The organism is Thiovibrio sp. JS02, assembly GCF_053485635.1.
Map to the genome: position 1 here is coordinate 245,233 of NZ_CM130715.1, position 26,329 is coordinate 271,561.

The following is a 26,329-nucleotide window of genomic DNA, read 5'->3' on the forward strand; positions in this document are numbered from 1 at the left end:
TGCCAACCCCACGTATCTCTAGGTTCTTTCAGAGCCGGGAAATCCAGCGACACATCCCTGTGCCGCCAACAGCCCTTTTGGCAACGGGCCGTTAATGCCCATGCCTTGCAGCCGGCTCGGACACTTTTTTCAATGCCGCGCGCATACCCCGGACCCTGCTGAGGGATGGGGCATATCCCGCAGGAATGCAGGTTCCGTGGCCGCTATTGACGGTGGCTCTCTTTCTGTTTATCTTTTAAGTATATGTAAAAGAGTATCCGATGCATGCGTCTGCTCCGCGAAAAGGGAAGCAATGTCCCATGCCTGGAGAAAAGACATGGCCGTTGATAATATCAACAGTATAGATAGAGAATTGGTCAAGGTTCTGCAGAATCGGGAGAAGAGTTCCGTCCCCCTTGCCGCCTCTCCGTTGCATACCGTTGAGAATCCCGTTCCGGTAGCGATTGCCGCGACCCAGAATCTGTCGTCTGCCCAGCAAGCCGCCTTGCTGGGCAGTTCGGCGCTGCAGACCTTGAACCTGGTGCCGACCTCCCCGGCCGAACCGTTGTTGGCTTCCGGGGCAAATACCGATCTGACAACGGTCACCGAGTCGGAAGGCCTGAGTCCGGCCCGGCAGGCCGCGTTGGCTGTCAATGAAGCGGTGCAAAACGCTGTCGCGGGCCAAGGGGCGGGTCCGGCCCAAGAAGCGGCGTTGACGGTGAATGAGACAGTGCAGAACCTGGCCGCGCCCTTGGCGATCTCGGAGGGGGCGATTGCCGCCGCGACAGTGGTGGGGGCAGGGCAAATCCCGGCCCCAGGGCAAGGGGAGGAGACAGGTCCGGCGGCTGCGGCGGCGACCGAGGCGAATCCCGCCTCCGCGGCCGTCACGGCAAGGCCGGCTGCCATCACCGCCAGGGAGACCGAGGTTGCCGGCGAAGAGTTGCTCACGACCCAGCCTGCAGCGGCCCAGCCCATTCAGTATGGAAGTGCGGTCGCGGTGTATGAAGTCAGGAATCCCAGCCCCCCTCCCGCCGAGCCGGTGCCGGTGCGGCACGATATCAATCCGCCGTTGCCAATCGGAAGAGCGCGGCGCGTGGATCCGCTTGTTCTCAAAAAAGAATGGGAAAAGAGAAAGCAGAACAGAAGCGGGGAGGGGGGAGGCCGGGAAGCTGCGGCGCAGCCCCTTCAGCCGGCGGCGGAAAAATCCATTCGGCAGAAGGTGAAGCAGGCCAATGACGATCTGGCCGCCAGCGGTGTGCCCCTGCGCCTGGTTCTCGCCAGGAGGGACACCGGCTATAGCATCGACATCTATAATTGCGCGGATGGTTCGGAGTGCCGGCTGGAGCAGGAGGTTCTTCTTGATCTCAATAAGCTGATGACCATCCTGGACACTCTTGAACATGAAGACGGAATCATTGTCAATATCAAGACCTGAGGTGGCAAGGCAATGGCTGTTTTCCGTGGTTGTTGTTTTGCGTTGCCCGGGGCGATGATAAACCAGCGCAAATCTCTTTTCCTGTCGCAGCCGTTATGGGTGCCATGCTCGTTTTTCCGCGCTGGATTGAGCCAATTCCTTTTTCCCTTTTCCCGTTACACTTGCCCCGGCAGGCAGCCATGTCCGTCCGTTCCCGCATAGCCCCCACCCCCAGCGGTTTTCTGCATCTCGGCAATGCCGTGAACTTTATCCTTACCTGGCTTCTGGTGCGAAGGGCCGGAGGCAGTCTCAAGTTGCGCATCGACGATGCCGACTGCGCGAGAACCCAGCCAGAATTCATCGAGGATATCTTTGTGCAGCTGCAATGGCTTGGGCTGGATTGGGACGAGGGGCCGGGTGGACCGGCGGATTTCGGCCGCAGTCATTCGCAACTGCTCCGCCTTGCGCGTTATCGCGCTCTTTTGGCGGCTCTGCGCGATTGCGCCGTGGTTTTTCCCTGTGCCTGTTCGCGGAAGGAGATCCGGGCCAGGGCGGCATCCGGGCTTTATCCCGGGACCTGCCGGCACAGGCGGCAAGCGCCGGCAGGGGAGCATGCGGTGCGGATGCTGGTGCCGGAAGGAACTTTCGTCGCGGTCGGGGACTCCGTGATCGCGCTCTGCCGGGAGATGGGGGATTTTGTCCTCTGGCGCCGGGATGATCTGCCCGCCTATCAGCTGGCCAGCCTGGCCGATGACCTTGACGACGGGATCAACCTCATTGTCCGCGGGGAGGATCTGCGCACCTCCACGGCCGCCCAGCTCTATCTGGCCGAGCGCCTTGGCGCGCAGGCATTTCAGAGCGTGGATTTTCACCATCACCCCCTGCTGATCTCCGCCGAGGGGCTGAAACTGTCGAAGTCAGACAACGCATTGTCCCTGGCCGCCATGCGCCGGCAAGGGGCCAGGCCCCGCGATGTCTATCAGGCCGCAAGCCGCCTGCTCGGTCTTGATCCGGGCCGGGTGCGCACCCTGGCGGATCTGCGGGGATTGCTGGAGGAGAGAGCCGAGGCGGAAAACGTTAATCCCCTTCCGGAGGGAGGATGGTGTTACTGCAGGGCGCGTCAAGAAGTCTCCTGACCGTGAGGGCGAATTTCTCCGTGACCAGTGGCTTGCTGATATAGGCATTGAAGTTGAAATCCAGGACCTGTCTTTCCGTCACCAATTCGTGGTTGCCGGTGCAGAGCAGAATGGGGAGATCTTCGGAAACCGCTTTGCACTTTTTGGCCAATTCATAGCCCGTCAATTTCGGCATGCTGATGTCGGTGATCAGCAGGTCAAAGCCCTGCGGCTCCCTGGTAAAGGCTTCCAGCGCCAGATGCGGGTCGGTGTGGGCGGTCACCCGGTAGCCGCAGTCTTCAAGAATTTCTCGGATCAGTTCGGCAATCGATCTTTCGTCATCCACCACCAGGATGTGTTCGTTGCCCTGGGGTGGGGGGGCTTCCGCCGTGGCGTGCAGGAGGGCCTGTTCCGGTGTTCTCTCTGCCACCGTCGGAAAATAGATTCGGAAGGTGGTGCCGGCGCCATTGCCGCTGTGAACGGTGATCGCGCCATCGCAGCTTTTGACGATCCCCTGCACCACGGCAAGCCCCAGGCCTGTACCCTGCCCTTTCCCTTTGGTGGTGAAATAGGGCTCAAAGATTTTGTCCATGATGCTCGGGTCGATCCCCGGGCCGGTATCCTCCACTTCAAGAAGAACATAGTCCCCGGCGCCGAGTTCCCCGCCAAGGCCCTGCAGGCCGGACTCCAGCCTGGTTGTCTGCAGGGAAATGGTCAGGGTGCCGCAGGTGTTCGACATGGCGTGGAAGGCGTTGGTGCAGAGGTTCATGACGATCTGGTGAATCTGGGTGGGGTCGGCCAGAACCAGGCCGCAACCGGAGCGGATATTCTGTTTGATTTCGATGGTGGCGGGAATTGTCGCCCTGATCAGTTTCACCGCTTCCTTGACCACATGGCTCAGTTCGAGGGCGTTTTTTTCATGTTCGGTCTGCCGGCAGAAGGTGAGGATCTGCTTCACCAACCCCTGTGCCCGATGGGTGGCCAGGATTACCTCTTCCTGCCATTGGTATTCCTTGTCTTTTTTGTTGAGCGAGGCACGGACAAGCTGGCTGAAGCCGAGGATTGCCGTGAGGATGTTGTTGAAATCATGGGCAATGCCGGCGGCCAGGGTGCCGATGGCCTCCATTTTCTGCGTCTGCCGGAGATGACTTTCAAATTTTTCCCGTTCGGTCACATCGCGGATTACCCAGACCGTGCCCAGGGTATCTTTTCTGGCGTTCCGCATCGGGCTGTGGGCGATGGTAACCTTTTTCTCACGGCCGGATTTTGTCCTTAAGAGGACGCTGCTGCCGGCGCCGTCAGGTTGGAATTCATTCAAGACCTCCTTGTAGGGTGACGGGATGGGGGTGTTGCCGGCGCTGGAAAAGATCGGCAGGATTTCCTGGAGGGATTTACCATGGGCTTCGTTCAGGGGGCAGCCCAGCAGTTGCTCGGCGGCGCAGTTGAAGAGCTCGATGTTTTCCTCCGGATCGGTGGTGATTACGCAGTCGGCAATGCTGCGGAGGGTGACGGCAAGCTGCTCCTTTTCTTCGCTCAGCGCCCTGTCCGACTCTTCGCGCTGTCGCAGGGCTTCCTGCTTGGCCGCCAACTCCTGCTGGAGTTTCTCGCTGTGGACAATGGCCTTGTCGGCCAGGGGGTTGAGCAGGCGGTTCATCCCGATCAGGCCAAGAATCAGAAGAACCGTGACGATGATGACCAGGGCGAAGATGAGGGTGTTGATGGGGGAATAAAGCTCCTCCTTATCGATGCGGCAGAGGATGATCCAATTGGTGTTCTTCACCCGATCCCCCACTTTCAGGGTATGCCCCTCGCGTATCAGGAGCGGCAGCTCATTCTCCGCACCCTGGGCTACCAGGGCAAAGGCCTGGGTGAGCTCTTTTCTGTGAAAGAGTTCATCCTCTTCCTGGCTGTGGTGGCTTGTCCGCAAAGGGAAAAAACTCATGGCCCCGGATTCCCCGAGGCGCCCAAGGATCATTTCTCCGGTGTTGCCGAGGCCGGAGGTGTCCTGGATGATCTCCTGGATTTTCTCGGTGGTAAAGAGCGCGATGTCGGTGCCGGCCCGTTCATTGGTCCTGGTCAGAATGGGTGCGCTGACGATGAGGCAGGGTTGGCCGTCGATCAGTTCCGGTCCCTTGATGGCGACCTCTTCATCGGTGTTCGGGAAAATCCAGTATTTGGCAGGGATGGGCTGGCCGGCGGAAACGATCAGCTTGTTGCCGGCGTCAAAGCGGCTGACCGCAATTCCGTTTTCCGAAAGGCTCAAGGCATCCTCAAGCTTTGGCCGGGTAAAAGAGACGAATTCAGTATGGGAGATTTCCCCCCGGTTGTATTTTTCGAGCATCTTGCGAATTTGGGTGCGGCTGGTCACCTGCCGGGTGGTCTCGATGGCCTTTTCAAGAAAGATCTCAACCGTGGCGCTGCGCGATCTGACGGCAAAGAAAAGGCTTTTTTCCTGCTCGTTTTTCAGTTTGCCGGCGAGGGGGAGGAGGCAGGCGAGAACAAGAAGAATGCTGACGACAAAGAGGCCAAGGGAGGATTTCAGGAGAAGGGAGCGCCGGAAGGCTGCCTTGAAATCCTGCTGTGCTGCGGATTCTGTGCTGTTTCTTGTCATGCAGTTCCTGGCGGTTCAGGCTGTTGGCGTAAGGGACGCTCTGTATGGAATTTTCTGTTTATAACACATTTTTTGAGCAGGAGAGGAAAAAGTTTGTTGCGGGTCAAGATAAAAAGGAGGGGCGTACAGAAGTCTGTCGCCAGCTCCCCTGCCGGCCAGGTTTGTTTATCGCCAGGGCCAGACGCTGGAAAAACTCCGAGCCCGGAATTTCGCTGGCCCCCATGCGCTGCAGGTGACCGGTTCCGATCTGGCAGTCGATCAGGTCAAAGCCCCAGTCGCTGAGTTGTTGCACCAGGGTCGCCAGGGCGATCTTTGAACTGTTGCTTTCCAGGCTGAACATGGATTCTCCGAAAAAGGCCGCGCCCAGGGCAACGCCGTACAGACCGCCGACCAGTGTGCCGCCCTGCCAGCATTCCACCGAGTGGGCGTAGCCGAGGGCGTGGAGGTTGGAATACGCTTCGATCATGGCCGGGTCGAGCCAGGTGCCTTCCCCGCTTTCTTCGCGGATCTTGGCGCATTGCCCGATAACCGCCGCAAAGGCGGTGTCGAAGGTCACCTGGAAAGGTTGTTGCCGCATGAGTCGGGCCAGGCGGCGCGAGCAGTGGAAGTCGGAGGGGAACAGGACCAGGCGGGGATCCGGCGCCCACCAGAGGATGGGGTCGCCGGGGGAATACCAGGGGAAGATTCCCTGCTGGTAGGCAAGGAGCAGGCGCGGGATCGAGAGATCGCCGCCCACCGCGAGCAGGCCGTCGGCCCGGGCAAGCTCTGGCGGCGGGAAGAGCAGGGCGTCGCTGAGTTGGAAAACAGGCATCGGGCTTCAGCTGGGCAATACAGAATGCATCATGACCGCTGTCGGCGATTTGCGCGGCGGCGTGTGCGTCATTGTTCGCTGATCCGGATCTGCTTGGCAAGGCAGCGGGCCACCAGTGGCGCCACAGTATAGACATCGAGCAGTTCGTCGCTTTTGACCCCGGGGAAGGTGTCGGCGCCGATGATCCTGTCGATGCCGTGGGTCTTGAATTTTTCCCGGGCGTTGCCGGCCAGGATCAGGTGCGTGGCGATGAGGATCACCCCGGTTGCGCCGGCATCCCTGCAGCGTTCCGCGGTCTGGATGATGGAGCCGCCGGTGCGGATCATGTCGTCGCAAATGACCGCGGTCTTGCCTTTGACCACGCCGGCCACCTGGCCGACCATGGTCTTGTCCATGGCATAACGGTCCTTGTCCGCCGCGGTATGCGGCACCTTGAGCAAATCGGCGAGCCGGGCCACCCATTTGCTGCGGCCGTAATCCGGGGAGACGAGGACGAAATCCCGCAGTTTGCTCTCCCGGATTTTTTTTACCAGCAGTTCGTTGGTGTGGATGTTGGTGGTGTGGATGCCGCCGCAGTGGGCGTGGAGCACGGATTCGGAGTGGAGGTCGATGAAGGCGACAAAGGCGGGATGGGCCCGGAATATCTGGCGGGTGCGGGTGATGCCCTTGGCGATCTCGTGGCTCTCCGGTTTTGCCTGCTCCATGGTGGAATAGCCCAGGTAGGGCACCACCACGTTGACGGTGTGCGCCTTGAGCAGGTGCGCCCCGTCGATGAGGTCGATGAGTTCCTGATGGGTCGCGTCGTTGGGGGTCGCGCCGATGATGATCAGATCCCGGCCGGCGATATCCTCTGGAAAGGCATGGTAGATCTCGCCGTCGCTGAAAAACTTCTTCTGCATCGGGTGAAAGGGAATGCGCAGCTCCGCGGCAACCTTTTGGGCAAATTCGCCGGAGGCCTCATTGGCGACCAGGATGATATTTTCTCGATCGGTACTCTGCATGATAAAACCTTGAAATGGGGAGTTACTCCGGTTCGCAGGCGCGCCCCCGCAGGCTGAAGAAGAAGGAAAGCGCCTTTTGCACCCTGGCGGAAAAAAGTTTTCTGGCCAGATGGGCGCCGGCAACCTTCTTGTTGATTTCGCCCAAGCTCGGATAGGGGTGCATGGCTGCCGCCAGGGTGGATAGCCGCACGCGGCCGTTCAAGGCGGCAACCCATGGCCCGAGCAGTTCGCCGGCATGCGGCCCGAGGATCTGGACGCCCAGCGGCCTTTCCTTTTCGTCAAGGAGGAGCTTGATTCTGCCGGCCGTTTCTCCCTCGGCCCTGGCCCGGTCGTTGTCCAGAAATTCTTCCGTCCAAACCGTATAGCTGATCCCCGCCTCTTTTGCACGTTTTTCATTATAGCCGATGGAAGCGAGTTCCGGTGCGGTGTAGGTGCACCAGGGCAGCCATCTGTAGTCTGTTTTGCGGGGCAGATGGAGGATGGCGTTGCCGATGACCACTCCCCCTTCGTAGCCGGCGGCGTGGGTGAACTGGTGGCTGCCGGTGACATCGCCCGCTGCATAGATATGGTTGTGGCCGGCCCGGAGCCGGTTGTCGACGGTGATGCCCTTGGTGGAGTGTGCGATGCCGATGGCCGCAAGGCCCAGGCCATCCACGTTGGCGGCGCGGCCCTGGGCGACAAAGAGGCTCTCCGCCCTGAGGGTGATCTTCCGGCCGGAGGAGGTGTCCCTGATGGTGAGTTCCCGTTCCGGGCCCAGGTCGCGACAGTGGAGCGGGGTGGCATGCAAGTGAAAGGTGATGCCTTCCGTGGCGAGCACCGCCATGAGTTCGTCGGCAAGATCCTTGTCCTCCTTGCTTAGAATCTGACCGCTGCGTTGGACAATGGTCACCCGGCTGCCGAGGCGGGAGAAGGCCTGGGCCAATTCCACGGCAATGGGGCCGGCGCCGAGGACGATCATGGAGGCGGGCAGGCGTTCGAGGGAGAAGATCTCCCGGTTGGTGAGGAAGGGGGTGCGGGCGAGGCCCTCAAGGCTGGGAATGGCCGGGGATGAGCCGGTGGCGATGACCCAGGCCCTGGCCGTGATACTTCTGCCGTTCAGCATCACGCTGTGTTCATCACGGAAATGTGCATTTCCGAATTCGACCTTTGCGCCCAGTTTACAAAATCGTTCAACAGAGTCATGGTGCTGGATCGTGGCAATGACAGAGCGGATTCGCTCCCGGACCTGTCGAAAGTCCACCGCCGGCACAATCGGTTGCGGCAGGCCGAATCCGCCGCTGTTCTTGAGCAGGTGGTAGACGGCGGCGCTTTTGATCAGGGTCTTGCTGGGCACACAGCCATAATGGAGGCAGTCTCCACCCAGATGAGGCTCTCTTTCGATGAGCAGGGTTTTTGCGCCGAGTTGCGCGGCTCCGGAGGTGACAGTCAGTCCGGCCGCGCCTCCGCCGATGACCCCGAGGTCAAAATCAAAGGTTCCCACGGGTGCGATCCTGCCGCGGCTGTTTTTTTAACAAAAATGTATATTTATTCATTTGTTTTCTAATTTTATTTTACATAAATGTTGTTTGTCGCTGGAGCGGGCGGTGGGCCTTGTGGGTGTTGTCGTTTGGTAATTCCTTCTATATCAATGGGTTGGGTGCTTTGGTTTTCTTTTTTTCGCGTTTGGCACATTCTTTGATAAGGCAGTGATCAGATTGTATCACACTCTCTGGTGAGCGTGGAACGTTTTCATATGATAAGGCCAAAAGGAGGAAGAGGAATGAAGAAGATCGAGGCGATAGTCAAGCCCTTCAAGCTTGATGACCTGAAAGCAGCCATGGCTGAGCTCGGCGTTCAGGGGATGACCATCACGGAAGTGAAAGGGTTCGGCCGGCAAAAGGGGCACACGGAGATCTACCGAGGCGCGGAATATGTGGTGGATTTCATACCCAAGGTGAAGGTGGAGATCGTGGTCGCCGCCGAGATGGTGGACAAGGTGGTGGCCGCCATCGTGGCCAGTGTCAAGACCGGCAAGATCGGAGATGGCAAGATTTTTGTCCTGCCGGTGGATTCGGTCTGTCGGATCAGGACCGGCGAAACGGGAAAGGAAGCAATCTAAAGGGATTAATCAGGGCCGGGCAGGCCTGTGAGATTTGTTTAAGGAGGAAAAGATGAAAAAGAAATTTTTGTTAGCTCTTGTTCTGCTGGCCATCCCGACCATCGGCTGGGGCGCGGAGGAAGCGGTTCCCACGGTGGCGGGCAATGCCGAGGCCATCAGCGGGGTGCAGACCCATCTTGATTATGTCTGGACCCTGGTGGCGGCCGCCCTGGTCTTCTTCATGCAGGCGGGATTTGCCATGGTGGAGGCCGGCTTTACCAGGGCGAAGAACTCCATCAACATCATGATGAAGAACCTCATGGATTTTGCCGTGGGTTCGCTGGCATTCTGGCTGGTCGGCTTCGGCCTGATGTTCGGCGTCACCACCACCGGCTGGTTCGGCACCGACGGCTTCATGCTCAGTGATTTCACCGTGGGCGGTGATCCCTGGGTTCTTGCCTTCTGGATGTTCCAGTGCGTGTTCGCCGCCACCGCCGCCACCATTGTTTCCGGGGCCATGGCTGAGCGGACCAAGTTTGTCAGTTACCTTGTATACAGCGCCGCGATTTCCGCGGTTATCTATCCTGTTTTCGGGAGCTGGGCATGGGGCAGCCTCTTTCACGGCGGCGGCTGGCTGGAAAAGCTCGGCTTCATCGATTTCGCCGGCTCCACCGTGGTCCATTCCATCGGCGGCTGGGCCGCCCTGGCCGGGGCCATCGTCCTCGGGCCGAGGATCGGCAAATATGGGAAGGATGGGAAGCCCCGGGCCATCCCCGGTCACAATATTCCCATGGCAGCGGTTGGCGTCTTTATTCTCTGGCTCGGCTGGTTCGGTTTCAACCCCGGGTCCACCACGGCCGGCAACAAGGATATCGCCATGATCTTTGTCAATACCAACCTGGCCGCCGCCGCCGGCTGTGTCGTGGCCATGCTCACCTCCTGGTTCATCTTCAAGAAGCCTGAGATCGGCATGAGCCTGAACGGTGCCCTGGCTGGTCTGGTCGGCATTACCGCCGGCTGCGCCAACGTCACCCCGGGCAGCTCCATCGTGATCGGCGCCATTGCCGGCCTGCTTGTGGTGCTTTCCGTTCTCTTCTTCGACAGGATCAAGGTGGACGACCCGGTGGGCGCGGTATCCGTTCATGGTGTTTGCGGCGCCTGGGGTACCCTGGCCGCGGGCCTTTTCAACATGGAAGGCGCCACGGCCGGCATTGTCGGCGTACAGCTGGCAGGTATTGCCGCGGCCTTTGTCTGGTCCTTCGGCACCTGTTTCATCCTCTTCAAGATCATCAAGGCGGTCATCGGCCTGCGGGTTCCCGAAGAGGAGGAGATGGAGGGACTCGACATCAGCGAGCACGGTGGTCACTCCTACTACGATTTCCAGATGGGTTCCAAGCAGGCCTGATTTTTCCCGGCCTCTGGATCTGGCGAGCCGATGGCCTCCCGCCTCGGCTCGCCGCTCTCCGCGGTACCGAAAGAATTCTGCGGTCACGGTTTTGATAAACTTGCATCAGGGGGGCTGTTTCCGTGAAGTTTTTGATCCTGCAACATACGCCCTGGGCTGAGCCGGGCCGACTGCTCTGGCGGCAGGCGGAACTACACGGCCTTGACTTCCAGATCGTCAAGGTCTGGCAGGACTGGATCCCTGATTTCAGCGACTACAGCGGAATTATTCTCCTGGGTGGCTCGCCCAATGTCGGCCAGGAGGAGAAGTATCCGTTCCTTGTCGAAGAGCAGCGTTATATCAAGAGGGCGATCGCGGCGGACAAGCCCATCCTGGGGTTCTGTCTCGGTCATCAGCTGTTGGCTTCGGCCCTGGGGGGCGCGGTGGGCCCCAACTTCAAGCCGAGCATCGGCTTCGTGCAAGGCCACCTGACCCACAACGGCCGGGAGCATCCCGCCTTTGCCAGACTTGGCAAGATTTTTCCCCTTTTTAAATGGCACAGCCAGACCGTGCTGGAGCCGTTGCCGAAACACCTCTCCCTGCTTGCCACCTCGGAGCAGTGCCAGGTGGAGGCTTTTTCCCTGGCCCAGCGCCCCCATATTCTCGGAGTGCAGTTCGACAACCATGCCGCCTTGCCGGAAGATGTCACGCGGTGGCTCGAAAAGGACTGGCAGTGGCTGGCTTCATTCCGTTCCCTGGTGGTCAAGCCCGGTGATCTGCTTCAGGAGGCGATGCGCCTCCAGAGCCAGGTCGGCGAGGATTTTGACCTGTTTTTTTCCGATTATCTGGCCCTGGTCCGCTGAGGGCCGGGCTTGCCCGTTTCTTCCAATCGCCCTCGTCACGGGGGTGTTCCCCTTTTTGTCGTCCCTTGTGCTACGACGGGTTCCGTTCCCGCTTGGTGGGCTGGTCAACTGCCCACCAGATCCATCACGGCATCATGCCGGTCCGCTCGCGTGCCCTTGCCGCTGCCCTGGTTCTGTTCATGGTGTGAGGCGGGGGAGGGCGATGGCGAATTTTTTGATGCGGTATCCCATCTGGCGCTGGGTGAGCCCCAACTCCCGGGCGGCTCTCGCCTGCACCCAGCCGTGTCTTTTCAGGGCGGTGAGCAATTCCTCCTTTTCCATATCCCGCAAGGACTTTGGTTTGTCGATGGCGGTGGGGGATTCCCGTCCCGTATCGGCTCTTCCGGCGCCGGCTGTTGGCATGCGGCAGGAGGGGGCGTTCGGCTCCGTCGTCTCGGGAGCCGCCGTTACATAACTGGGCAGTTCCTGCGAAACAATGGTGTCGCTGTCCGCCATGATCACCAGGCGTTCAAGGAGGTTCTGCAGTTCGCGGACATTGCCCGGCCAGTGGTAGGCGCATAGCAACTGGACCACCGGGCTAGAAAGGCGGACGTCGCGGGAGTTCATGCGGTTGCTTTCCCGCAGGAAATGGTCAAGGAGCAGGGGGATGTCCTCCCGGCGTTCCCTGAGGGGCGGCAGAACCACGGGCACCACGTTGAGGCGGTAAAAAAGATCCGCCCGGAAGGTCCCCTGTTCGACACACTCTTCCAGACTGCGGTTGGTGGCGGCAATGATCCTTACGTTCACCTTGATGGTCTGGGTGCCGCCCAGGCGTTCGAACATCTGCTCCTGGAGCACCCGGAGAAGTTTGGCCTGCAGCGCCAGGGGCAGCTCCCCCACCTCGTCGAGAAAAAGGGTGCCGCCGTCCGCCAGCTCGAACCGCCCTTTTTTGAGGCCGATGGCGCCGGTGAAGGCGCCCTTCTCGTGGCCGAGCAGTTCGCTTTCCAGCAGATTCTCTGGCAGGGCCGCGCAGTTGATCTTGATGAATGACTTTTCCGCCCTCGGGCTGGCCTGGTGAATGGCCCGGGCAACCAGTTCCTTGCCGGTGCCGGACTCGCCAAGGAGCAGGGCCGTGGCCCGGCTGGGGGCGACCTTGTCGATATAGTTGTACACATCCTGGATCCGCTTGCACTGGCCGATGATGTTGTGCTGGCTGAAGCGGCTGCGCAGTTCCTTTTTGAGCAGGAGGTTTTCCTCCACCAGAACCTTCTGCCGGTGGGAAACCGTCTTGTGCAGGCGTAGAAACTGGGCGATCAGCATGGCGACCACAGTGAGGAAGCGGATGTCTTCCTCGAAGGAGATTTCCGGGCCGAAAAGGCGGTCCACGGAAAGCACGCCCACCGGCGCCTCGGGCAACATTACCGGGACGCCGATGAAGGATATCTCCCCTTTGGGCAGATGGGCGCGGGCGCCGGTGCGGTTCAGGAAGAGCGGCTCGCTGTGGATGTCGGGTACGGCAAATGGGTAGGCGCTCTGGAAGATCCGCCCGATAACGCCCTCGTTGGGTCGGTAGATGCCGCGCCGTTCCTCCTCTTTGCTGAGGCCGTATGAGGCAACAATGGAGAGCTGTTCGCCGTTATCCTCCTGCAGTACCAGGGTTGCCCGCTCCATGCGCAGGGTTTCGTGCAGGATGCGCAATACCTCGGAGAGGGTTTTGTTGATGTCCAGAGCCGAGCCGATCAGCTGGCTGATCTGGTAAAGGGCCTGCAGTTCCAGGTGTTCGGTGGGGTAGTCCGGTCGGGTCATTGGTCTGTTCGGTCTCGTTAATGGTTCCTTATTTTGGGGTGGTAGCCGTATGGTAGGATTATTTGCAATAAGTATTCCTTTGCTTCAAAAATGTAACTTATATGACAAGTATGCTGTTTAACTATGCAGTTTTTTAAGTAAAATTTAATTTTCTGCACCGAGTGACATCTGTTTTTGCAATGCCAAAAATGTAATTTTTTATGTTTTGCCCATTATTTTTATACATAAGTGTAAATAACGTATGTTCCTCCATTTTTGTAGCCAAGTTTACAAAAATGGAGTTTGGGTCAAACCGTGTTTTTTGGGATCTGTTTAAAATAAAATGATTAAAATCAATTATTTGTTCTGAAATTGTCCCTCTCTTTCCTCCTCTGGCATACCCTTTGCGTTAAGAGTATGCAACGGCAGCGCAAGCCAACAACAAGGGAACTTGAAAACCTATTCAATAACAGAGCAAGGAGGAGTAGCAATGCGCAAGGTGGCAATTTACGGAAAAGGCGGCATAGGCAAATCAACAACCACCCAGAACACCGTGGCCGGTCTGGTGGAATTGGGCAGAAACGTCATGGTCGTGGGCTGCGATCCCAAGGCGGACTCGACCCGGCTCCTGCTGGGCGGCCTGGCCCAGAAGTCGGTTCTCGATACCCTGCGCGAGGAGGGCGAGGATGTCGAGCTCGACGATATCCGCAAAAAAGGCTACGGCGGCACATGGTGCGTCGAGTCCGGCGGGCCCGAGCCAGGCGTCGGTTGCGCGGGCCGCGGCATCATCACCTCCATCAATATGCTGGAATCCCTCGGCGCATACGAAGAGAGCGAAAACCTGGATTATGCCTTTTACGACGTCTTGGGCGACGTGGTGTGCGGCGGCTTCGCCATGCCCATCCGCGACGGCAAGGCGGAGGAAATCTACATCGTCGTCTCCGGCGAGATGATGGCCATGTACGCGGCCAACAACATCAGCAAGGGCATCATGAAGTTCGCCCAGAGCGGCTCCGTGCGTTTGGGCGGGCTCATCTGCAACTCGCGCGCCGTTGACAACGAAGAGGAGATGATCTCGGAATTCGCCAAAAAGCTCGGCACCCAGATGATCTACTTCGTACCCCGCGACAACGACGTGCAGCGGGCAGAGATCAACCGGAAGACCGTTCTCGAGTGGAACCCCGAGGTCAAGCAGGCGGACGCCTACCGCGGGCTGGCCAAGGCAATCGACGAAAACAAGAATTTTGTCATCCCCACCCCCCTGGAGATCGAGGAGCTTGAGAAGCTCCTGATGGACTACGGGTTGATGAACTAGAAGGTGGCTGACAGCTTCGCGCTTGCAGCTATTCGCTGAACCAAACCAGCAGTGAACAACATTACTCACAATGGAGAAACACCATGTTGACTATGATTAGAGCAATTGTCCGGCCGGAAAAAGCAGACAAGGTTCTTGCCTCCCTCATGGAGGCGGGCTTTCCGGCGGTTACCAAATATTCCGTGGCCGGGCGCGGCAAGCAGCGCGGCATCAAGATCGGCGAGGTTACCTACGACGAGCTGCCCAAGGTTATGCTGATGAGCGTCATCAACACGGCGGACAAGGATTATTTCATCGAAACCGTGATGAATACGGCCCGCTCCGCCGGCAAGGGAGCCTTCGGCGACGGCAAGATTTTCGTTTCCGAAGTGGAGGAGTCCTACACCATCAGCTCCGGGGTCAAGGAAACCGCCTATGCCTCGGAAGGGGTGGCGCCATGAAAGAGGTCATCGCCATCGTGCGCATAAACATGATGAATCAGACCAAGCAGGCCCTCACCGACTGCGGCGTCGACGCCTTCTTTGCCCACGAGGCCCAAGGCCGCGGGGTGGGATTTGTCAGCCCGGCGCTCCTTGAAGGGGCGGTGCGTGGGCATGAGGAAGCAGCCGCTCTCTTGGGTGAAAAGGGTAAGCTCTACCCGAAACGGATGATCACCGCGGTCGTGGAAGACTCCATGGTGGGCTGCGTGGTGGAGACCATTATCAATACGAATCAGACCGGCATGCCTGGCGACGGCAAGATTTTTGTCCTGCCCCTTGGCGACGCGGTTCGGGTCCGGACAGGCGAGACGGGCCTCAAGGCCATCTCATAGGGAGGTAGCTATCCAGCAGCACCCCATCTGCGTCGCAGTCTCACTGCGTTCGTTTAGCTGTCATCGGCCTGTTCGTGTGCGGGCAGCACACTTCGCAGGCCTCTTCCTAGCATCTGGGGCACTGCTGAACAGTTACAGTTCAGTGATTTACGTCCGTTTCCGGCATTATGCTGGATAGTTATAAGGAGAAAATACAATGGCAACAGCAACAAAGAAAAAGCTGGTGCAGTGGGCCCCTGCCGATGTCAAGTCGGCGCTCCTTGAGAAGTACCCGCCCAAGGTGGCCCGTAAACGCGCCAAGCAGATCATGATCAACGAGGCACAGCAGAACGAAACTCCGGAGCTCACCGCCAACGTGCGCACCATTCCCGGCATCATCACCATGCGCGGCTGCACCTATGCCGGCTGCAAGGGCGTTATCATGGGGCCGACCCGCGATATCGTCAATCTGGTGCACGGTCCCATCGGCTGTAGTTTTTATGCCTGGCTGACCCGCCGCAACCAGACCGATCCCGGTCCGGACGGGGAAAACTACATGAACTACTGCTTTTCCACGGACATGCAGGAGCAGGACATCATCTTCGGCGGCGAAAAGAAGCTGGCTGCCGCGATCCAGGAGGCCTACGACCTCTTTCATCCCAAATCCATCGCCGTGTTCGCCACCTGTCCGGTGGGGCTGATCGGCGACGATATCCACACCGTGAGCAAGAACATGAAGGAGAAATTCGGCGATTGCAACGTCTATGCCTTTTCCTGCGAAGGGTATAAAGGGGTGAGCCAGTCCGCGGGCCATCACATCGCCAACAATCAGGTGTTCCGACATCTGGTCGGGCAGAATGACGAGGTAAAACCGGGCAAGTACAAGATCAACCTTTTGGGTGAGTACAACATCGGCGGCGACGGTTTCGAGATCGACCGGATCTTCAAGAAATGCGGGATCACCTGCATCTCGACCTTTTCCGGCAACTCGACCTATGACCAGTTCGCCTCCTCCCATACCGCGGATCTCAATGCGGTCATGTGCCACCGCTCCATCAACTATGTGGCGGACATGATGGAGACCAAATACGGCATCCCCTGGGTCAAGGTGAATTTCATCGGCGCCAAGGCCACGGCCAAGAGTCTGCGCAAGATCGCCGGGTATTTCGGCGAAAAGGAGCTCATCGACAGGGTGGAAAAGGTCATCGCCGAGGAGATGCCCGGGGTGGAAGCGGCCCTGGCCGAAATTACCCCCCGGACCGAAGGCAAGACCGCGATGATGTTTGTCGGCGGCTCACGGGCCCATCATTACAAGGAACTCTTTGACGAGCTGAAGATGAAAACCATCTCCGCGGGCTATGAGTTCGGGCATCAGGACGATTATGAAGGTCGCCAGGTGCTGCCCAATATCCAGGTGGATGCGGACAGCCGCAACATCGAGGAGATCGAGGTTGAGGCGGACGCAACCCGTTTCAAGCCGCGCAAGAGCGAGAAGGAAATGAAGGCCCTCGAAAAGGCGGGCTACAGGTTCAAACATTATGACGGCCTGGCCGCGGACATGGACAAGGGTACGCTTATCATCGACGATCTGAACCAGTACGAAGCGGAGAAACTCGTCGAATTGATGAAGCCGGATATCTTTTGCGCAGGCATCAAGGAGAAATATTCCATCCAGAAACTTGGCGTGCCCATGAAGCAGCTGCACAGCTATGACTCCGGCGGTCCCTATGCCGGTTTCCATGGGGCGATCAACTTCTACAAGGAGATCGACCGGTTGGTGAACTCCAAGGTCTGGGGTTTCATGAAGGCCCCCTGGCAGAAGAACCCGGAACTCTCCGCCTCCTATGTGTGGGAGTAAAGCGGCTGCGCCGGGTTGGAAGTGAAAGGTTAACAATGAAAAGTGAAAAGTGGAGGATGGCGAAGAGAGTTTTCCCGTTCTTCACTCTTCATTCTTCACTCACTACTTGAGGATACAACAATGCTCTTACGACATACCCCGAAAGAAATAACAGAGCGCACGGCCCTGACCATCAATCCGGCCAAGACCTGCCAGCCCATCGGCGCCATGTATGCGTCCCTCGGCATCCACGGATGCCTGCCGCACAGTCATGGCTCGCAGGGTTGCTGCGCATATCACCGCTCCGCCCTGACCCGGCATTACAAGGAGCCGGTCTCCGCCTCCACCAGTTCTTTTACGGAAGGGGCCTCGGTTTTCGGCGGCCAGGCCAATATGCTGCAGGCCATCAATAATATATTCACCGTCTATAACCCCGAGGTGATAGCCATCCACACCACCTGCCTCTCCGAGACCATCGGCGACGATCTGCCCCAGATCAAGAAAAAGGCGGCGGCGGAAGGAAAGATCCCCAAGGGCAGGTATGTGATCAGCGCTTCCACCCCGAGTTACGCGGGATCGCACGTCACCGGCTTTTCCAGCATGGTCAAGGCCATGGCCGGGATGGCCGAATCAACCGGGAAGAAGAACGGCAAGGTCAACATCATCCCCGGCTGGGTGGAGCCCGCCGACATGGAGGAGATCAAGCGGATCACCGGGATGATCGGGGTAAAGACCATCCTTTTCCCGGACACCTCCGGCGTATTGAACGGCCCGCTTTCCGGCGAGTACAAGATGTTTCCGGAAGGCGGCACCACGGTGGCCGAGCTGAAAAGCACCGGGGATTCCAAAGGGACCCTGGCCCTGGGGGAATGGTGTTCCGCCGATGCGGCCCGCGAGCTCGACAAGCAGCACAAGGTTCCCTGTTCGGTATTGGACATGCCCTTTGGCCTCAAGGCCACGGATCGTTTCATCGATGCCCTGCGGACCATCGCCGGGGTGAGCATTCCCGAGGAGATTGCCCACGAGCGCGGGCAGCTGGTGGACATGATTTCGGACATGCACCAGTATCTCTACGGCAAGAAGGTGGCCCTGGTCGGCGATCCGGATCAGCTCATCGCCATGACCGAGTTTCTGGTCTCCATGGATATGAAGCCGATCCACATCGTCACCGGCACCCCGGGCAAGAAGTTTGAAAAAAGGATCAAGGAGCTCACCAAAGACATGGGCTGCAAGGTCAACGTCAAGGCCCAGGGCGACATGTTCCTGCTCCACCAGTGGATCAAGAACGAGCCGGTGGACCTGATCATCGGCAATACCTACTGCAAGTATATCGCCCGGGACGAGGACATTCCCTACGTGCGCTGGGGCTTCCCCATCCTGGATCGGCAGGGGCACCAGTACTTCCCCACCGTGGGCTACAAGGGCGGCCTCAGGCTGCTGGAGAAGATCCTCGGTGTTTTGCTCGACCGCAAAGACCGCGACGACACCGAGTCGAAGTTCGAGCTGGTCCTGTAGATCCCTGCTTTGCAGGGTTGAAAAACAGGGGCCGGATTGCAATCCGGCCCCATCATGAAATGGCGTCGGCGGGGGAAGTGTTTCCCCCGCCGCGTCTTCCCTGAACTCCGGAGGCTGGTGTGACCATTATCCATTTTCCCAAGACCAAACAAGGGTGCGGCAACAGGATTCCCGAGTGGCTTCCCCTGCCGGTGGCCCCCCAGGCCGCAGCCCGTCTCCGTTTTTGCGGTGAGGAGAAGCTGCCCCAGGCGGTGCCCCTCCGGGGCGCGCTCACCTGGATCGCGGATCTGCTCGCCCAGGGAAACGAGATCAGGGGGTTGGATATCCATGGCCCAGGCGATCCTCTGGCCACCCCGGCCATGACCAAGGATATCCTGGCCGTGTTGCGGGAGCAGTATTCCCGGTTGCCCCTGGGCATAACCACCCTGGGCCTCGGCCTGGCCGAACATGCCGGCCTGTTGGCCGAGCAGGGAGTTGCCAGGGTTACCCTGCTGGTGGATGCGGTCACTCCCCAGGCAGTCAAGAAAATCTACACCTGGATCCGGCCCGGCAAACGGAACACCCCCCTGGCGGAAGCGGCCGAGATCCTGATCGAGGCGCAAGCCAAGGGAATCGCGGCCTGCAAAGCGGCAGGCATTGCGGTTTTTGTCCAGACCACGGTGTATGTCGGGGGCAATGACCAGGAGATCGAGGAGATCGCCCGCTGGGGTTCCGGTCTCGGCGCGGAGTCCATGAGTGTGCTGCCCGGAAAGGGATGGCTGAACAAGGAAGAAAAGCTGCCCCTGCCCTCGCAGGAGACCATGGCGGCCCTGGCGAAAAAGGCGGCGCGATACATCACGGTCGTGTGTCTGCCGGAGCAGGCGGTCCGAGGCGAGCGCATCCCCTCGGTCGATGCAGGCGGCCTGGGCGTGCCCAAGCCGACCACGGCCAGGCCCAATGTGGCCGTGCTCAGCGCCAACGGCATGGATATCGATCTCCATTTCGGTCAGGCCATCAAGGCCTTGATCTACGGCCCAAGGGAAGACGGCCTGGCCTGCCTGCTCGAGACCAGGGATCTTCCCGAACCCGGCAGCGGCGACAGCCGCTGGGAGCAGGTGGCGGAAATTTTACATGATTGTTTTGTCCTTCTGGCCGCCAGCGCCGGGCAAAAGCCCCGGGATATCCTGGGCCGCCACGGCCTGACCGTGCTGTTGCTGGAGGACAATGTCGAGGGCACGGTGGATGTGCTCTACGGCGGCGGCAAGAAAGGAAAAAACAAGAAATAGTATTCAACATAGAGAGGAGAGATTCAAAATGGCCATACCAGCGCGTCAGATCATCGTTTGTCAGAGCTTCCGGGTTGCCGGCGACAAGAAGGGCATTTGCCACAAGCAGACCGAAGGGTTTCTGCAATACATCGAAGAAGAGGTACTCGACCGGGGGCTGGACTGCCTGATCAGCGCCACCACCTGCCTCAAGCAATGCGACTCCGGGCCCATCATGGTGATCCAGCCGGAGAATTGGTGGTTCAAGGGCGTGGACAGCGAAGAGGCCATCGACGCCATCCTGGACGGCCTTGAGGATGGCGAGCCGGCCGCCGACTATCTCATCTCCGCGTAGGGAGGAAAACGCCATGGGTCTAAAACCCCTGGGGGTGGTGAAAACCATTGTCGAGGCGGCGGGGATGGGTATCTCCTATGTCTATGATGATCTGGTCTTTCTGGAGCACAACTCCTTTTTGCTCCAGTTCACCGGCAACGACCGGGAGATCACGGTCCACGTGAACAGCGAGGCGGACGAGGCCACGGTGCATGGCGATATAGGGCGACTGCGGGAGGCCGCCCGCAATGTTGCAATGCAATGTACCCGAGGGGGGCATTACACCCTGGCCCCGGAGGGAGAGGGTTCCATCCGCATCGAATTCAGTGGCTGAGCCGGGAGGGGAGCATGGCACACGCAGTGATACGACCTGCCAGGCCTGACGACCTCGATGCGTTGGTGGATCTGCTCCGGATTCTTTTTTGCATCGAGGCGGACTTCGACTTTGATGCGGCCCGGCAGCGTCAAGGGCTGGCGATGCTGTTGGCCCACGAGGCGGCGGTTCTTATTGTTGCCGAGGCAGCGGGGCGGGTCATCGGCATGTGTTCCGGGCAACTGACCATCTCCACGGCAGAGGGAGGCTTCGCCCTCCTGGTGGAGGATGTGGTTGTCGCTCAAGGCTGGCAAGGCAAAGGGGTGGGGCGGGAATTGCTGGCAGCCCTGGAGCAGTGGGCCGAGGCCAGAAAGATCGGGCGCCTACAGCTCCTGGCCGACCGGAACAATGCGGCGGCCCTGGAATTTTATCGCAAGCTCGGCTGGCAGTCCACGGAGCTTATCTGCCTGCGCAGACGAATCTAGGTAAAGAGGGAGAATCATGCAGGAATCACGCAAGGATGCAATTGTCAACCTGGCTGGGTTTCCCGCTCCCAACAGCGAATCCATCAAGGGGTGGGAGGAGTTTCTGCGGGAGGGCAATCAGTTCCTGGCCACGGCCAACAATGCCCATGCCCAGCGGAAAGAGGCCTTCACCACCGCGATTCTGTATAATCTGGTGGCCATGGCCATTGAAAAATTGATCATGGCCTTGCTCATGAAAAGCGGCAAGCTGCCATACAACCACACCATGCACGATCTGGTGCAGGCCATTGACGAGTTCTTGCCCGGCGAACTGGCGGGGCTTGGCGAAGAACTCAAGAGGCTGGATAGATTTCAGGATATCTGCGACATGGAGAGCTACTCCATCAGCCCGCCGACCATGGGGCAGATAGGCGGCATGCTCGCCCTGGCCCTAGAGGTGCAGTCGCGAATCATGAACTCCGTTGCCGATTGTTGAAATCGCGGGGAAGCGCGGGCATTGCATCGCCGCGATGGCAACGGATATTAATTGTACACCATATTGATTTTTCAGAAGGAGAACGACCATGGCGAGAAAAGATGTAGAGGCATTGCTTGTTGCCGGCGGCGGAGATAAACATTTGCGGGCCAAATACGATGTCCCCGGCACCCGGGAGGAGTTTGTCGCCCTGGCCGCGGAAGACGGCTACCATTTCACCGTGGAGGAGCTTGACGCGGTGCTCAAGGAGTCCGGCGACGTCTTTGAAAAAAACGGCAACCCGGCAAAGCGGCAGATCTGGTGGGTGTAAGGGCTGTGGCTGGCAGGCCAGTTGCAAGGTCTGCCGGAAAAAAGAGTTGAGGCTGTTACGACCCGAAGGGGGCAGACGAAAATGTCTGCCCCCTACTTTTTGGATTGCGGGCATGGAATTGCGCCTCAACCCGCGCGACTGCGCGGCTTTTTCCCCTTGAAAATGATCATAAACAGAGCTATATTTGTAGCTGATAATTCAAGGAGGGAATGTATGGATACGATCTATGCCGACTACTCGATCAGCATGTCCGAGTTCAAGAAGAACCCGGCGCAGGTACTGCGCTCCGCCGGCGAAAAGCCGGTAGCGGTGCTCAATCACAACCGTCCCGCTTTCTATATGGTCACCCCCAAGCTTTTTGAAGCCTTGGTCGAGAAGTTGGTCGATCTGGATCTGGTTGAGCTTGTCCGCCACCGACTGGCGCACAAAGACACGGCCATCGAGGTGGATATTGACAAAATCTGAAGGCACTCCTGGTGTCCCGAAGTACCGGCTCAAATTTATGCCGGAAGCACTCGCGGAGTGGGACGGTCTCGACGGGAGCATCAAGGCGGTGTTGCGCAAAACGCTCAAAAAGCGTCTCGAACAACCCTGCCCGCCTGGCTCGCGCCTGCATGGCGACCTGCGTAATTGCTACAAAATTAAATTGCGCAAGCAGGGCTACCGTTTGGTCTATAGCGTTGAGGAAGATGTGCTGGTCGTGCTGGTGCTGTCCATCGACAAACGCGAAGACCTGGCTGCTTACCGGTCAGCGGTTGAGCGCCTGCTCTTGGGTAAGCAGGAAAAATGATACGGTAGAGCCTTGCAAAATCCGTCACCCCGGCGAAAGCCGGGGTCCAGCCTTGCCGCAACTGTCAGAAAACACTGGATTCCGGCTTCCGCCGGAATGACGATCCGCTTGTATTTTGATCATTTTGCAAAAGGCTCGGTAGTAAACTTACCTTTCAAGACTTGCCTTCATGTCGTGCAGCGCGTTCCGGCGTGACCTTTGCCGAACCAGCTGCGCGGCCAGCCCCCTTCTCGTAAAACACCACCCCGACGCGCTCGATATGCTCCCGCAGTTTTGCATGGGCGATCTGTTCAAAAATCGAAAGGTCGATCTGGTAGGGCAACAGCAGGTCGTCAAGTTCCTCGATGATGGCGCCAAGTTCCGCCGTGGTCAGGGCCTCGCCGTACAGGGTCAGGTCAATGTCCGAGCCGGTCTTGTAAGTGCCCTTGGCGCGGGAACCGTACAAAACCGCTTTCTCGATGGCTGGAAAGCGGCTGAATACAGTGTGGATTTTTTCCACCGTCTGCGATGGCAGGCCGTGGTTCATGGGCTGGTTTCCGGCTGATTGGCAAGCGCGCCGAAGCGTTGGGCCATTGCGACAAAGGCGGGATGAAACCGGGTCAGAATGTCTTTGGCAACATCCTCCGCGATGTGGGGATCGTAGGTGTGTAAGGCCAGGTTGCGGGCCTTGATCATGTCCATCCATGTTTCCCCGTCATCGAGCAGCCCGTTCCTGAAGGCCTCCCGGGTGGCATTTTTGGAACCGACGATGCCGACAAATCCCTGTTCTTCGAGATAATCCTTCAACACATTCCAGGCAAGTTCGTGGGTAAACTCAAACCCCTGGATTACCCCTTGCTGTTCCAGTTCCGACAAAGCGCGCTGTCTGGATAATTCCACCGCCCTGCTGAGGGTTTGCAACGCATTGGTGTAATTGTCAAAACGCTGTTTCCAGCGAATATCCTTCACTTCGGACTCCTTGCAGTGTGGGGGAAAGCGGGACGGTCATGGTTGTGGGTAACAGCATGGAATCATGGGCGTCCCCGATTCGCTCCCCTTGGTGTAAAAAGGATTAAGATCAAGGATAGCTCGTCTAATTGATCTGAAATCAGTATGAGGAACATCCACAAAGCTGGCCGTCCCCTCTATGTCAGCCTCAAAAAGTCCTTTTGGTGCCCGAGAGGTGTTAATCAGGTCGACATAGCAACCGTAATCCAGTGCGTAAACATTGAAGCGACGACCGGGCACGTCTTGGGCTGATACGCCTTGCCTAATAACGTGAAGAACACGTGCGTCATATAAAAAATCAATCAGTTCGTCTTTGACATCGGAGCCGAGAAGAAAGGCTCTCGCCTGTCGGTGTTGAATAACCTCGTCAATAATCCAGTTCAGCAGATTTTGAGCTAGTGGTTTGCTGCTAACAGCTTGTTGCTTTGCCCTAGTGTACCAAGTTCTAGCAGCAGCTCGAACATTGGGAATTGAGATGGTATTGTCAAGAGCCTTCTGTGCGGCAATGCCAATAATATTGATAGCATCGCGTGGTACGCCTTCTGCGGATCGGACAAATTCCTCAAATGCAGGCATCTGTGTGAACGTGCCATTGATAAACTCAAGCGCAGATTCGGTGACAGTCATTTCATTGGTTACTGCAATGAGTGCACGAACGTGCCGATGAAGAAGGTCGCGAAAGAATTGTTTGGCCAGGCCTGGATTGTTATCGAAGACTAGAAACTCATCCAGGTTGATACTTGTGGCGGCGTCAGCTCCAACTTCAATACCGATATGCCCCATTAATGTATCAGGAATGCGAAAGCGACAACGTTGTTCGATGGCCGCAATTTTAACCGTTACTCCCCGTATCGGAAGGACGGTGCGCCGAAGCAGATCGGCCAAATATGGCTGAAGATCAAGAGGGATTTCACTCCATTCATCCAGAATAATCCATAGTTGAGATTTCGGTAAAGCAAGGACAAGTTTCTCGAGCTCACGGCCAACTGCGCCAAAGCATACTCGCAAACGTTCCTTTCCTTCCTTTTTCGTTCGCCGTTCTTCCGCAGATTGCTCCCTGTCCTCTGCGGTCATGCTCACCGAACCCCGAATTTCAAGTGGGGATATGCCAATATCCGTTTTGATGCCATTTGTAGACATGCGGGTAGAGGACTCTGACTCCTGCGTTTCTACAGTTCCATCGACTACTACGCTGGTAGCTGCGTCGATAAATTTGTCAAGCAAAGGACCGAGCATAGACAAATCGTACTCCTCGGCTTTTTCTAGTATCTCTGTCAATATGTGATCATGAATTACAGAAAGAGAGTCAACGAGGAGCCGTGTTGCTCGTTCAGCAACGGTAAGTCTGGGGTCTGAATAGATTCCTCCTGTTGACCCCATTGTTCGCATGTCGAGTTGAATCGCAATGGCGCCCAGTCGTTGGATTTCGTTCGATAGATACCCGAGAACGTGCGTCTTTCCTGTGCCACGTCTGCCAAAAAGTATTTGGGGGAATTCCGGGGACATAATACTTAATTTCTGTCAACCGGAAGTGAATTCAAACTACAGTGCACCACGAGTCTCAATCGCCTTGTGGCAACTTGAGCAATCTTTTACTGCGCCACACCCTGACAATCCTCACCAGATCTCTGTCCACACGATAAACAATCCGGAAAGGGGGCCGGATCAGTTCCAGCAGGAAATCCTGCTCAAATTCCGGCACCATGCGGCCCATGCGTGGCTGGCTGGACAGCAACTCAATGTCGGCGATAATTTCCGCGACCAATCGGCTGCCGACCTGCACCATTTCCTGGTCGGCATAATGGGCAAGAAGGTCTTCCAGGTCCTGAACCGCAGACTCCGCGAAGGTTATGGGCATCGTCCCGGCCATTTCTAGATCAGTCCCAGCCGTTTTTTCACCTCGTCAATGGGTGTTTCGTGTCCCTGATCCAGCTCCACCATGCCCTTGACCACGGCCCGCATGAAAGAACATTCCTCTTCGGTCTTTTCATAATCCCGCAGATCCTGCACCACCGCCACCCCTCGTCCCCGGCTGGTCAACAGGACAGGCCGATGCGCCTCGGAGACATGCCGTATGACTTTGCCGGGGTTTGCTTTCAGATCGCTTAACGGGATGATATCCTCTGAAAATCTGGTGTTCATGACATGGTCCTCCTTGAGGGGCTATTAACAGCACTTATTGTAGCACCACTCAAAAGTGCTGTACAGCGAAAATCCGGATCATCCCACTGCGTTTATGTTGTTCTCCAAACCCAGCGGTGGCCAGCGGGTGGGGGGTGGGCATCTGCTCGCCGCCATGTCCAGCCGGGCGACGGCTCTGGGAATTGGCCGACTCCAGCTTCTTGCTGACCGCAACAATGCGTAGGTCCTATTGCTCTTTCTCAACACCTATCAGCGAAAATCTCCGCCCCGGGAGATGTGCCACGTTTCCTCGCCATCGGCGAAGAGGTGGCGGCTTTTGGCCGGGAGTGCGTTCCGCGCTGATTTTCTTCCGCTATTGCCCTGTTTCCTTTCCGGCCCGCTTTGCGCTACAATGCATTGTGCGGGTCAGGCAAGGAAAGGGGGCGGCATGCAACCTATCGACAAACTGCTCAGTCGTATCAAATGGGACAAAGCGTTCGGGGCCGCCGTCTTTGAGGTCGGCTATTACGACCGCCTTGCCGCCGCCGTTGTCCGGCGGCCCCTTGCCGATCTGGTTTTTATTCCGGAGGACAAGGCATCCTTTCTCCTCATGGATGAAGAAGGGATTTTCCAGCGGATTCCCCTGCACCGCGTAAGAGAGGTGTACCGGAACGGCGTTCTGATCTGGCAACGGCGCGGATAGGGCTTGCTCTACTCCCCACTGCTCGGGTATTATTGCGGGAAATGGGCGAGCCTGGCCGCCGGCATGCCCCCTTTGCGCGGGAACCGTTATT

Annotated in this window: 29 protein-coding genes; 19 read left to right on the plus strand and 10 right to left on the minus strand. The window is 58.1% G+C overall.

The annotated features are described in order from the left end of the window. The first annotated feature begins 316 nt into the window (after positions 1-316). Both ACUUL3_RS01160 and ACUUL3_RS01165 read left to right on the plus strand, forming a co-directional pair. Positions 317-1,414 (plus strand): hypothetical protein, encoded by a 1,098-nt coding sequence (locus tag ACUUL3_RS01160; RefSeq protein ID WP_448553793.1) that lies wholly within the window; start codon positions 317-319, stop codon positions 1,412-1,414. 179 nt (positions 1,415-1,593) lie between these two features. Then, on the plus strand, positions 1,594-2,529 hold the full coding sequence (locus ACUUL3_RS01165) for a glutamate--tRNA ligase family protein (RefSeq protein ID WP_448553795.1): 936 nt from the start codon (positions 1,594-1,596) through the stop codon (positions 2,527-2,529). Here the strand turns inward: ACUUL3_RS01165 and ACUUL3_RS01170 are convergent. The 4 genes from ACUUL3_RS01170 to ACUUL3_RS01185 all read right to left on the minus strand — a co-directional run bounded on the left by ACUUL3_RS01170 (position 2,471) and on the right by ACUUL3_RS01185 (position 8,411). After that, complete coding sequence (locus ACUUL3_RS01170; RefSeq protein ID WP_448553797.1) at positions 2,471-5,119, minus strand: hybrid sensor histidine kinase/response regulator; 2,649 nt, start codon at positions 5,117-5,119, stop codon at positions 2,471-2,473. The two genes, ACUUL3_RS01165 and ACUUL3_RS01170, sit on opposite strands and share 59 nt — an antisense overlap. A gap of 103 nt (positions 5,120-5,222) precedes the next feature. Continuing rightward, complete coding sequence (aat, locus tag ACUUL3_RS01175; protein ID WP_448553799.1) at positions 5,223-5,930, minus strand: leucyl/phenylalanyl-tRNA--protein transferase; 708 nt, start codon at positions 5,928-5,930, stop codon at positions 5,223-5,225. A gap of 68 nt (positions 5,931-5,998) precedes the next feature. Beyond that, positions 5,999-6,931, minus strand: a complete 933-nt coding sequence (locus tag ACUUL3_RS01180) for a ribose-phosphate diphosphokinase (RefSeq protein ID WP_448553801.1) — start codon at positions 6,929-6,931, stop codon at positions 5,999-6,001. 22 nt (positions 6,932-6,953) lie between these two features. Continuing rightward, positions 6,954-8,411 carry a dihydrolipoyl dehydrogenase family protein gene (locus ACUUL3_RS01185; RefSeq protein ID WP_448553802.1) on the minus strand — a complete coding sequence of 486 codons (1,458 nt, stop codon included), beginning with the start codon at positions 8,409-8,411 and terminating at the stop codon, positions 6,954-6,956. 279 nt (positions 8,412-8,690) lie between these two features. Between ACUUL3_RS01185 and ACUUL3_RS01190 the strand changes: the two genes are divergently transcribed. The 3 genes from ACUUL3_RS01190 to ACUUL3_RS01200 all read left to right on the plus strand — a co-directional run bounded on the left by ACUUL3_RS01190 (position 8,691) and on the right by ACUUL3_RS01200 (position 11,255). Continuing rightward, positions 8,691-9,029: a P-II family nitrogen regulator gene (locus tag ACUUL3_RS01190; RefSeq protein ID WP_448553804.1), complete on the plus strand. Its 339-nt coding sequence runs from the start codon at positions 8,691-8,693 to the stop codon at positions 9,027-9,029. 52 nt (positions 9,030-9,081) lie between these two features. Next, positions 9,082-10,413, plus strand: coding sequence for an ammonium transporter (locus ACUUL3_RS01195; protein ID WP_448553807.1), 1,332 nt, complete (start codon positions 9,082-9,084; stop codon positions 10,411-10,413). A 122-nt stretch (positions 10,414-10,535) separates the two neighbouring features. Further along, positions 10,536-11,255 (plus strand): type 1 glutamine amidotransferase, encoded by a 720-nt coding sequence (locus ACUUL3_RS01200; RefSeq protein WP_448553809.1) that lies wholly within the window; start codon positions 10,536-10,538, stop codon positions 11,253-11,255. 177 nt (positions 11,256-11,432) lie between these two features. Here ACUUL3_RS01200 and nifA read toward each other — a convergent pair whose 3' ends face one another. Beyond that, entirely contained in the window at positions 11,433-13,040 is a 1,608-nt protein-coding gene (nifA, locus tag ACUUL3_RS01205; RefSeq protein ID WP_448553811.1) for a nif-specific transcriptional activator NifA, read from the minus strand. A gap of 469 nt (positions 13,041-13,509) precedes the next feature. On the opposite strand from nifA, the gene nifH reads away from it, so the two are divergent. From nifH to ACUUL3_RS01270, 13 genes are all read left to right on the plus strand, one after another. After that, on the plus strand, positions 13,510-14,334 hold the full coding sequence (gene nifH, locus ACUUL3_RS01210; RefSeq protein ID WP_448553813.1) for a nitrogenase iron protein: 825 nt from the start codon (positions 13,510-13,512) through the stop codon (positions 14,332-14,334). 83 nt (positions 14,335-14,417) lie between these two features. Further along, the gene (locus tag ACUUL3_RS01215) at positions 14,418-14,774 is read left to right on the plus strand and encodes a P-II family nitrogen regulator (RefSeq protein WP_448553815.1); all 357 of its coding nucleotides are present in this window, start codon (positions 14,418-14,420) and stop codon (positions 14,772-14,774) included. Further along, positions 14,771-15,145, plus strand: coding sequence for a P-II family nitrogen regulator (locus tag ACUUL3_RS01220; protein WP_448553817.1), 375 nt, complete (start codon positions 14,771-14,773; stop codon positions 15,143-15,145). Before ACUUL3_RS01215 ends, ACUUL3_RS01220 begins: the two co-directional genes overlap by 4 nt. 196 nt (positions 15,146-15,341) lie before the next feature. Beyond that, complete coding sequence (gene nifD / locus ACUUL3_RS01225) at positions 15,342-16,982, plus strand: nitrogenase molybdenum-iron protein alpha chain (RefSeq protein WP_448553819.1); 1,641 nt, start codon at positions 15,342-15,344, stop codon at positions 16,980-16,982. A gap of 120 nt (positions 16,983-17,102) precedes the next feature. Beyond that, positions 17,103-18,476, plus strand: a complete 1,374-nt coding sequence (gene nifK / locus ACUUL3_RS01230; RefSeq protein ID WP_448553821.1) for a nitrogenase molybdenum-iron protein subunit beta — start codon at positions 17,103-17,105, stop codon at positions 18,474-18,476. Positions 18,477-18,595: 119 nt separating this feature from the next. Further along, the gene (locus ACUUL3_RS01235) at positions 18,596-19,741 is read left to right on the plus strand and encodes a NifB/NifX family molybdenum-iron cluster-binding protein (protein ID WP_448553823.1); all 1,146 of its coding nucleotides are present in this window, start codon (positions 18,596-18,598) and stop codon (positions 19,739-19,741) included. Positions 19,742-19,769: 28 nt separating this feature from the next. Then, positions 19,770-20,075 (plus strand): (2Fe-2S) ferredoxin domain-containing protein, encoded by a 306-nt coding sequence (locus ACUUL3_RS01240; RefSeq protein WP_448553825.1) that lies wholly within the window; start codon positions 19,770-19,772, stop codon positions 20,073-20,075. Between the two features lie 13 nt (positions 20,076-20,088). Beyond that, positions 20,089-20,388, plus strand: a complete 300-nt coding sequence (locus ACUUL3_RS01245; protein ID WP_448553827.1) for a hypothetical protein — start codon at positions 20,089-20,091, stop codon at positions 20,386-20,388. A 14-nt stretch (positions 20,389-20,402) separates the two neighbouring features. Then, positions 20,403-20,852, plus strand: coding sequence for an N-acetyltransferase family protein (locus tag ACUUL3_RS01250; RefSeq protein WP_448553829.1), 450 nt, complete (start codon positions 20,403-20,405; stop codon positions 20,850-20,852). Positions 20,853-20,868: 16 nt separating this feature from the next. Continuing rightward, positions 20,869-21,327: a hypothetical protein gene (locus tag ACUUL3_RS01255; RefSeq protein WP_448553831.1), complete on the plus strand. Its 459-nt coding sequence runs from the start codon at positions 20,869-20,871 to the stop codon at positions 21,325-21,327. Between the two features lie 88 nt (positions 21,328-21,415). Next, entirely contained in the window at positions 21,416-21,637 is a 222-nt protein-coding gene (locus tag ACUUL3_RS01260; RefSeq protein WP_423125049.1) for a Nif11-like leader peptide family natural product precursor, read from the plus strand. Positions 21,638-21,850: 213 nt separating this feature from the next. Continuing rightward, positions 21,851-22,102: a type II toxin-antitoxin system prevent-host-death family antitoxin gene (locus ACUUL3_RS01265; protein ID WP_423125048.1), complete on the plus strand. Its 252-nt coding sequence runs from the start codon at positions 21,851-21,853 to the stop codon at positions 22,100-22,102. Beyond that, entirely contained in the window at positions 22,089-22,427 is a 339-nt protein-coding gene (locus ACUUL3_RS01270; protein ID WP_448553833.1) for a type II toxin-antitoxin system RelE family toxin, read from the plus strand. The genes ACUUL3_RS01265 and ACUUL3_RS01270 overlap by 14 nt, the downstream gene beginning before the upstream one ends. Positions 22,428-22,581: 154 nt before the next feature. Here the strand turns inward: ACUUL3_RS01270 and ACUUL3_RS01275 are convergent, their stop codons facing one another. Genes ACUUL3_RS01275 through ACUUL3_RS01295 form a run of 5 tightly spaced genes read right to left on the minus strand, consistent with a single transcriptional unit; the run spans position 22,582 to position 25,556 of the window. Continuing rightward, on the minus strand, positions 22,582-22,953 hold the full coding sequence (locus ACUUL3_RS01275) for a nucleotidyltransferase domain-containing protein (protein ID WP_448553836.1): 372 nt from the start codon (positions 22,951-22,953) through the stop codon (positions 22,582-22,584). Continuing rightward, positions 22,950-23,375: a nucleotidyltransferase substrate binding protein gene (locus ACUUL3_RS01280; protein WP_448553837.1), complete on the minus strand. Its 426-nt coding sequence runs from the start codon at positions 23,373-23,375 to the stop codon at positions 22,950-22,952. The genes ACUUL3_RS01275 and ACUUL3_RS01280 overlap by 4 nt, the downstream gene beginning before the upstream one ends. A gap of 36 nt (positions 23,376-23,411) precedes the next feature. After that, complete coding sequence (locus ACUUL3_RS01285; RefSeq protein ID WP_448553839.1) at positions 23,412-24,920, minus strand: hypothetical protein; 1,509 nt, start codon at positions 24,918-24,920, stop codon at positions 23,412-23,414. A gap of 55 nt (positions 24,921-24,975) precedes the next feature. Beyond that, on the minus strand, positions 24,976-25,284 hold the full coding sequence (locus ACUUL3_RS01290; protein ID WP_448553841.1) for a type II toxin-antitoxin system RelE/ParE family toxin: 309 nt from the start codon (positions 25,282-25,284) through the stop codon (positions 24,976-24,978). 2 nt (positions 25,285-25,286) lie between these two features. Beyond that, positions 25,287-25,556, minus strand: a complete 270-nt coding sequence (locus ACUUL3_RS01295) for a type II toxin-antitoxin system Phd/YefM family antitoxin (RefSeq protein ID WP_448553843.1) — start codon at positions 25,554-25,556, stop codon at positions 25,287-25,289. A 427-nt stretch (positions 25,557-25,983) separates the two neighbouring features. Between ACUUL3_RS01295 and ACUUL3_RS01300 the strand changes: the two genes are divergently transcribed. After that, entirely contained in the window at positions 25,984-26,238 is a 255-nt protein-coding gene (locus tag ACUUL3_RS01300) for a DUF504 domain-containing protein (protein WP_448553845.1), read from the plus strand. Positions 26,239-26,329 lie beyond the last annotated feature (91 nt).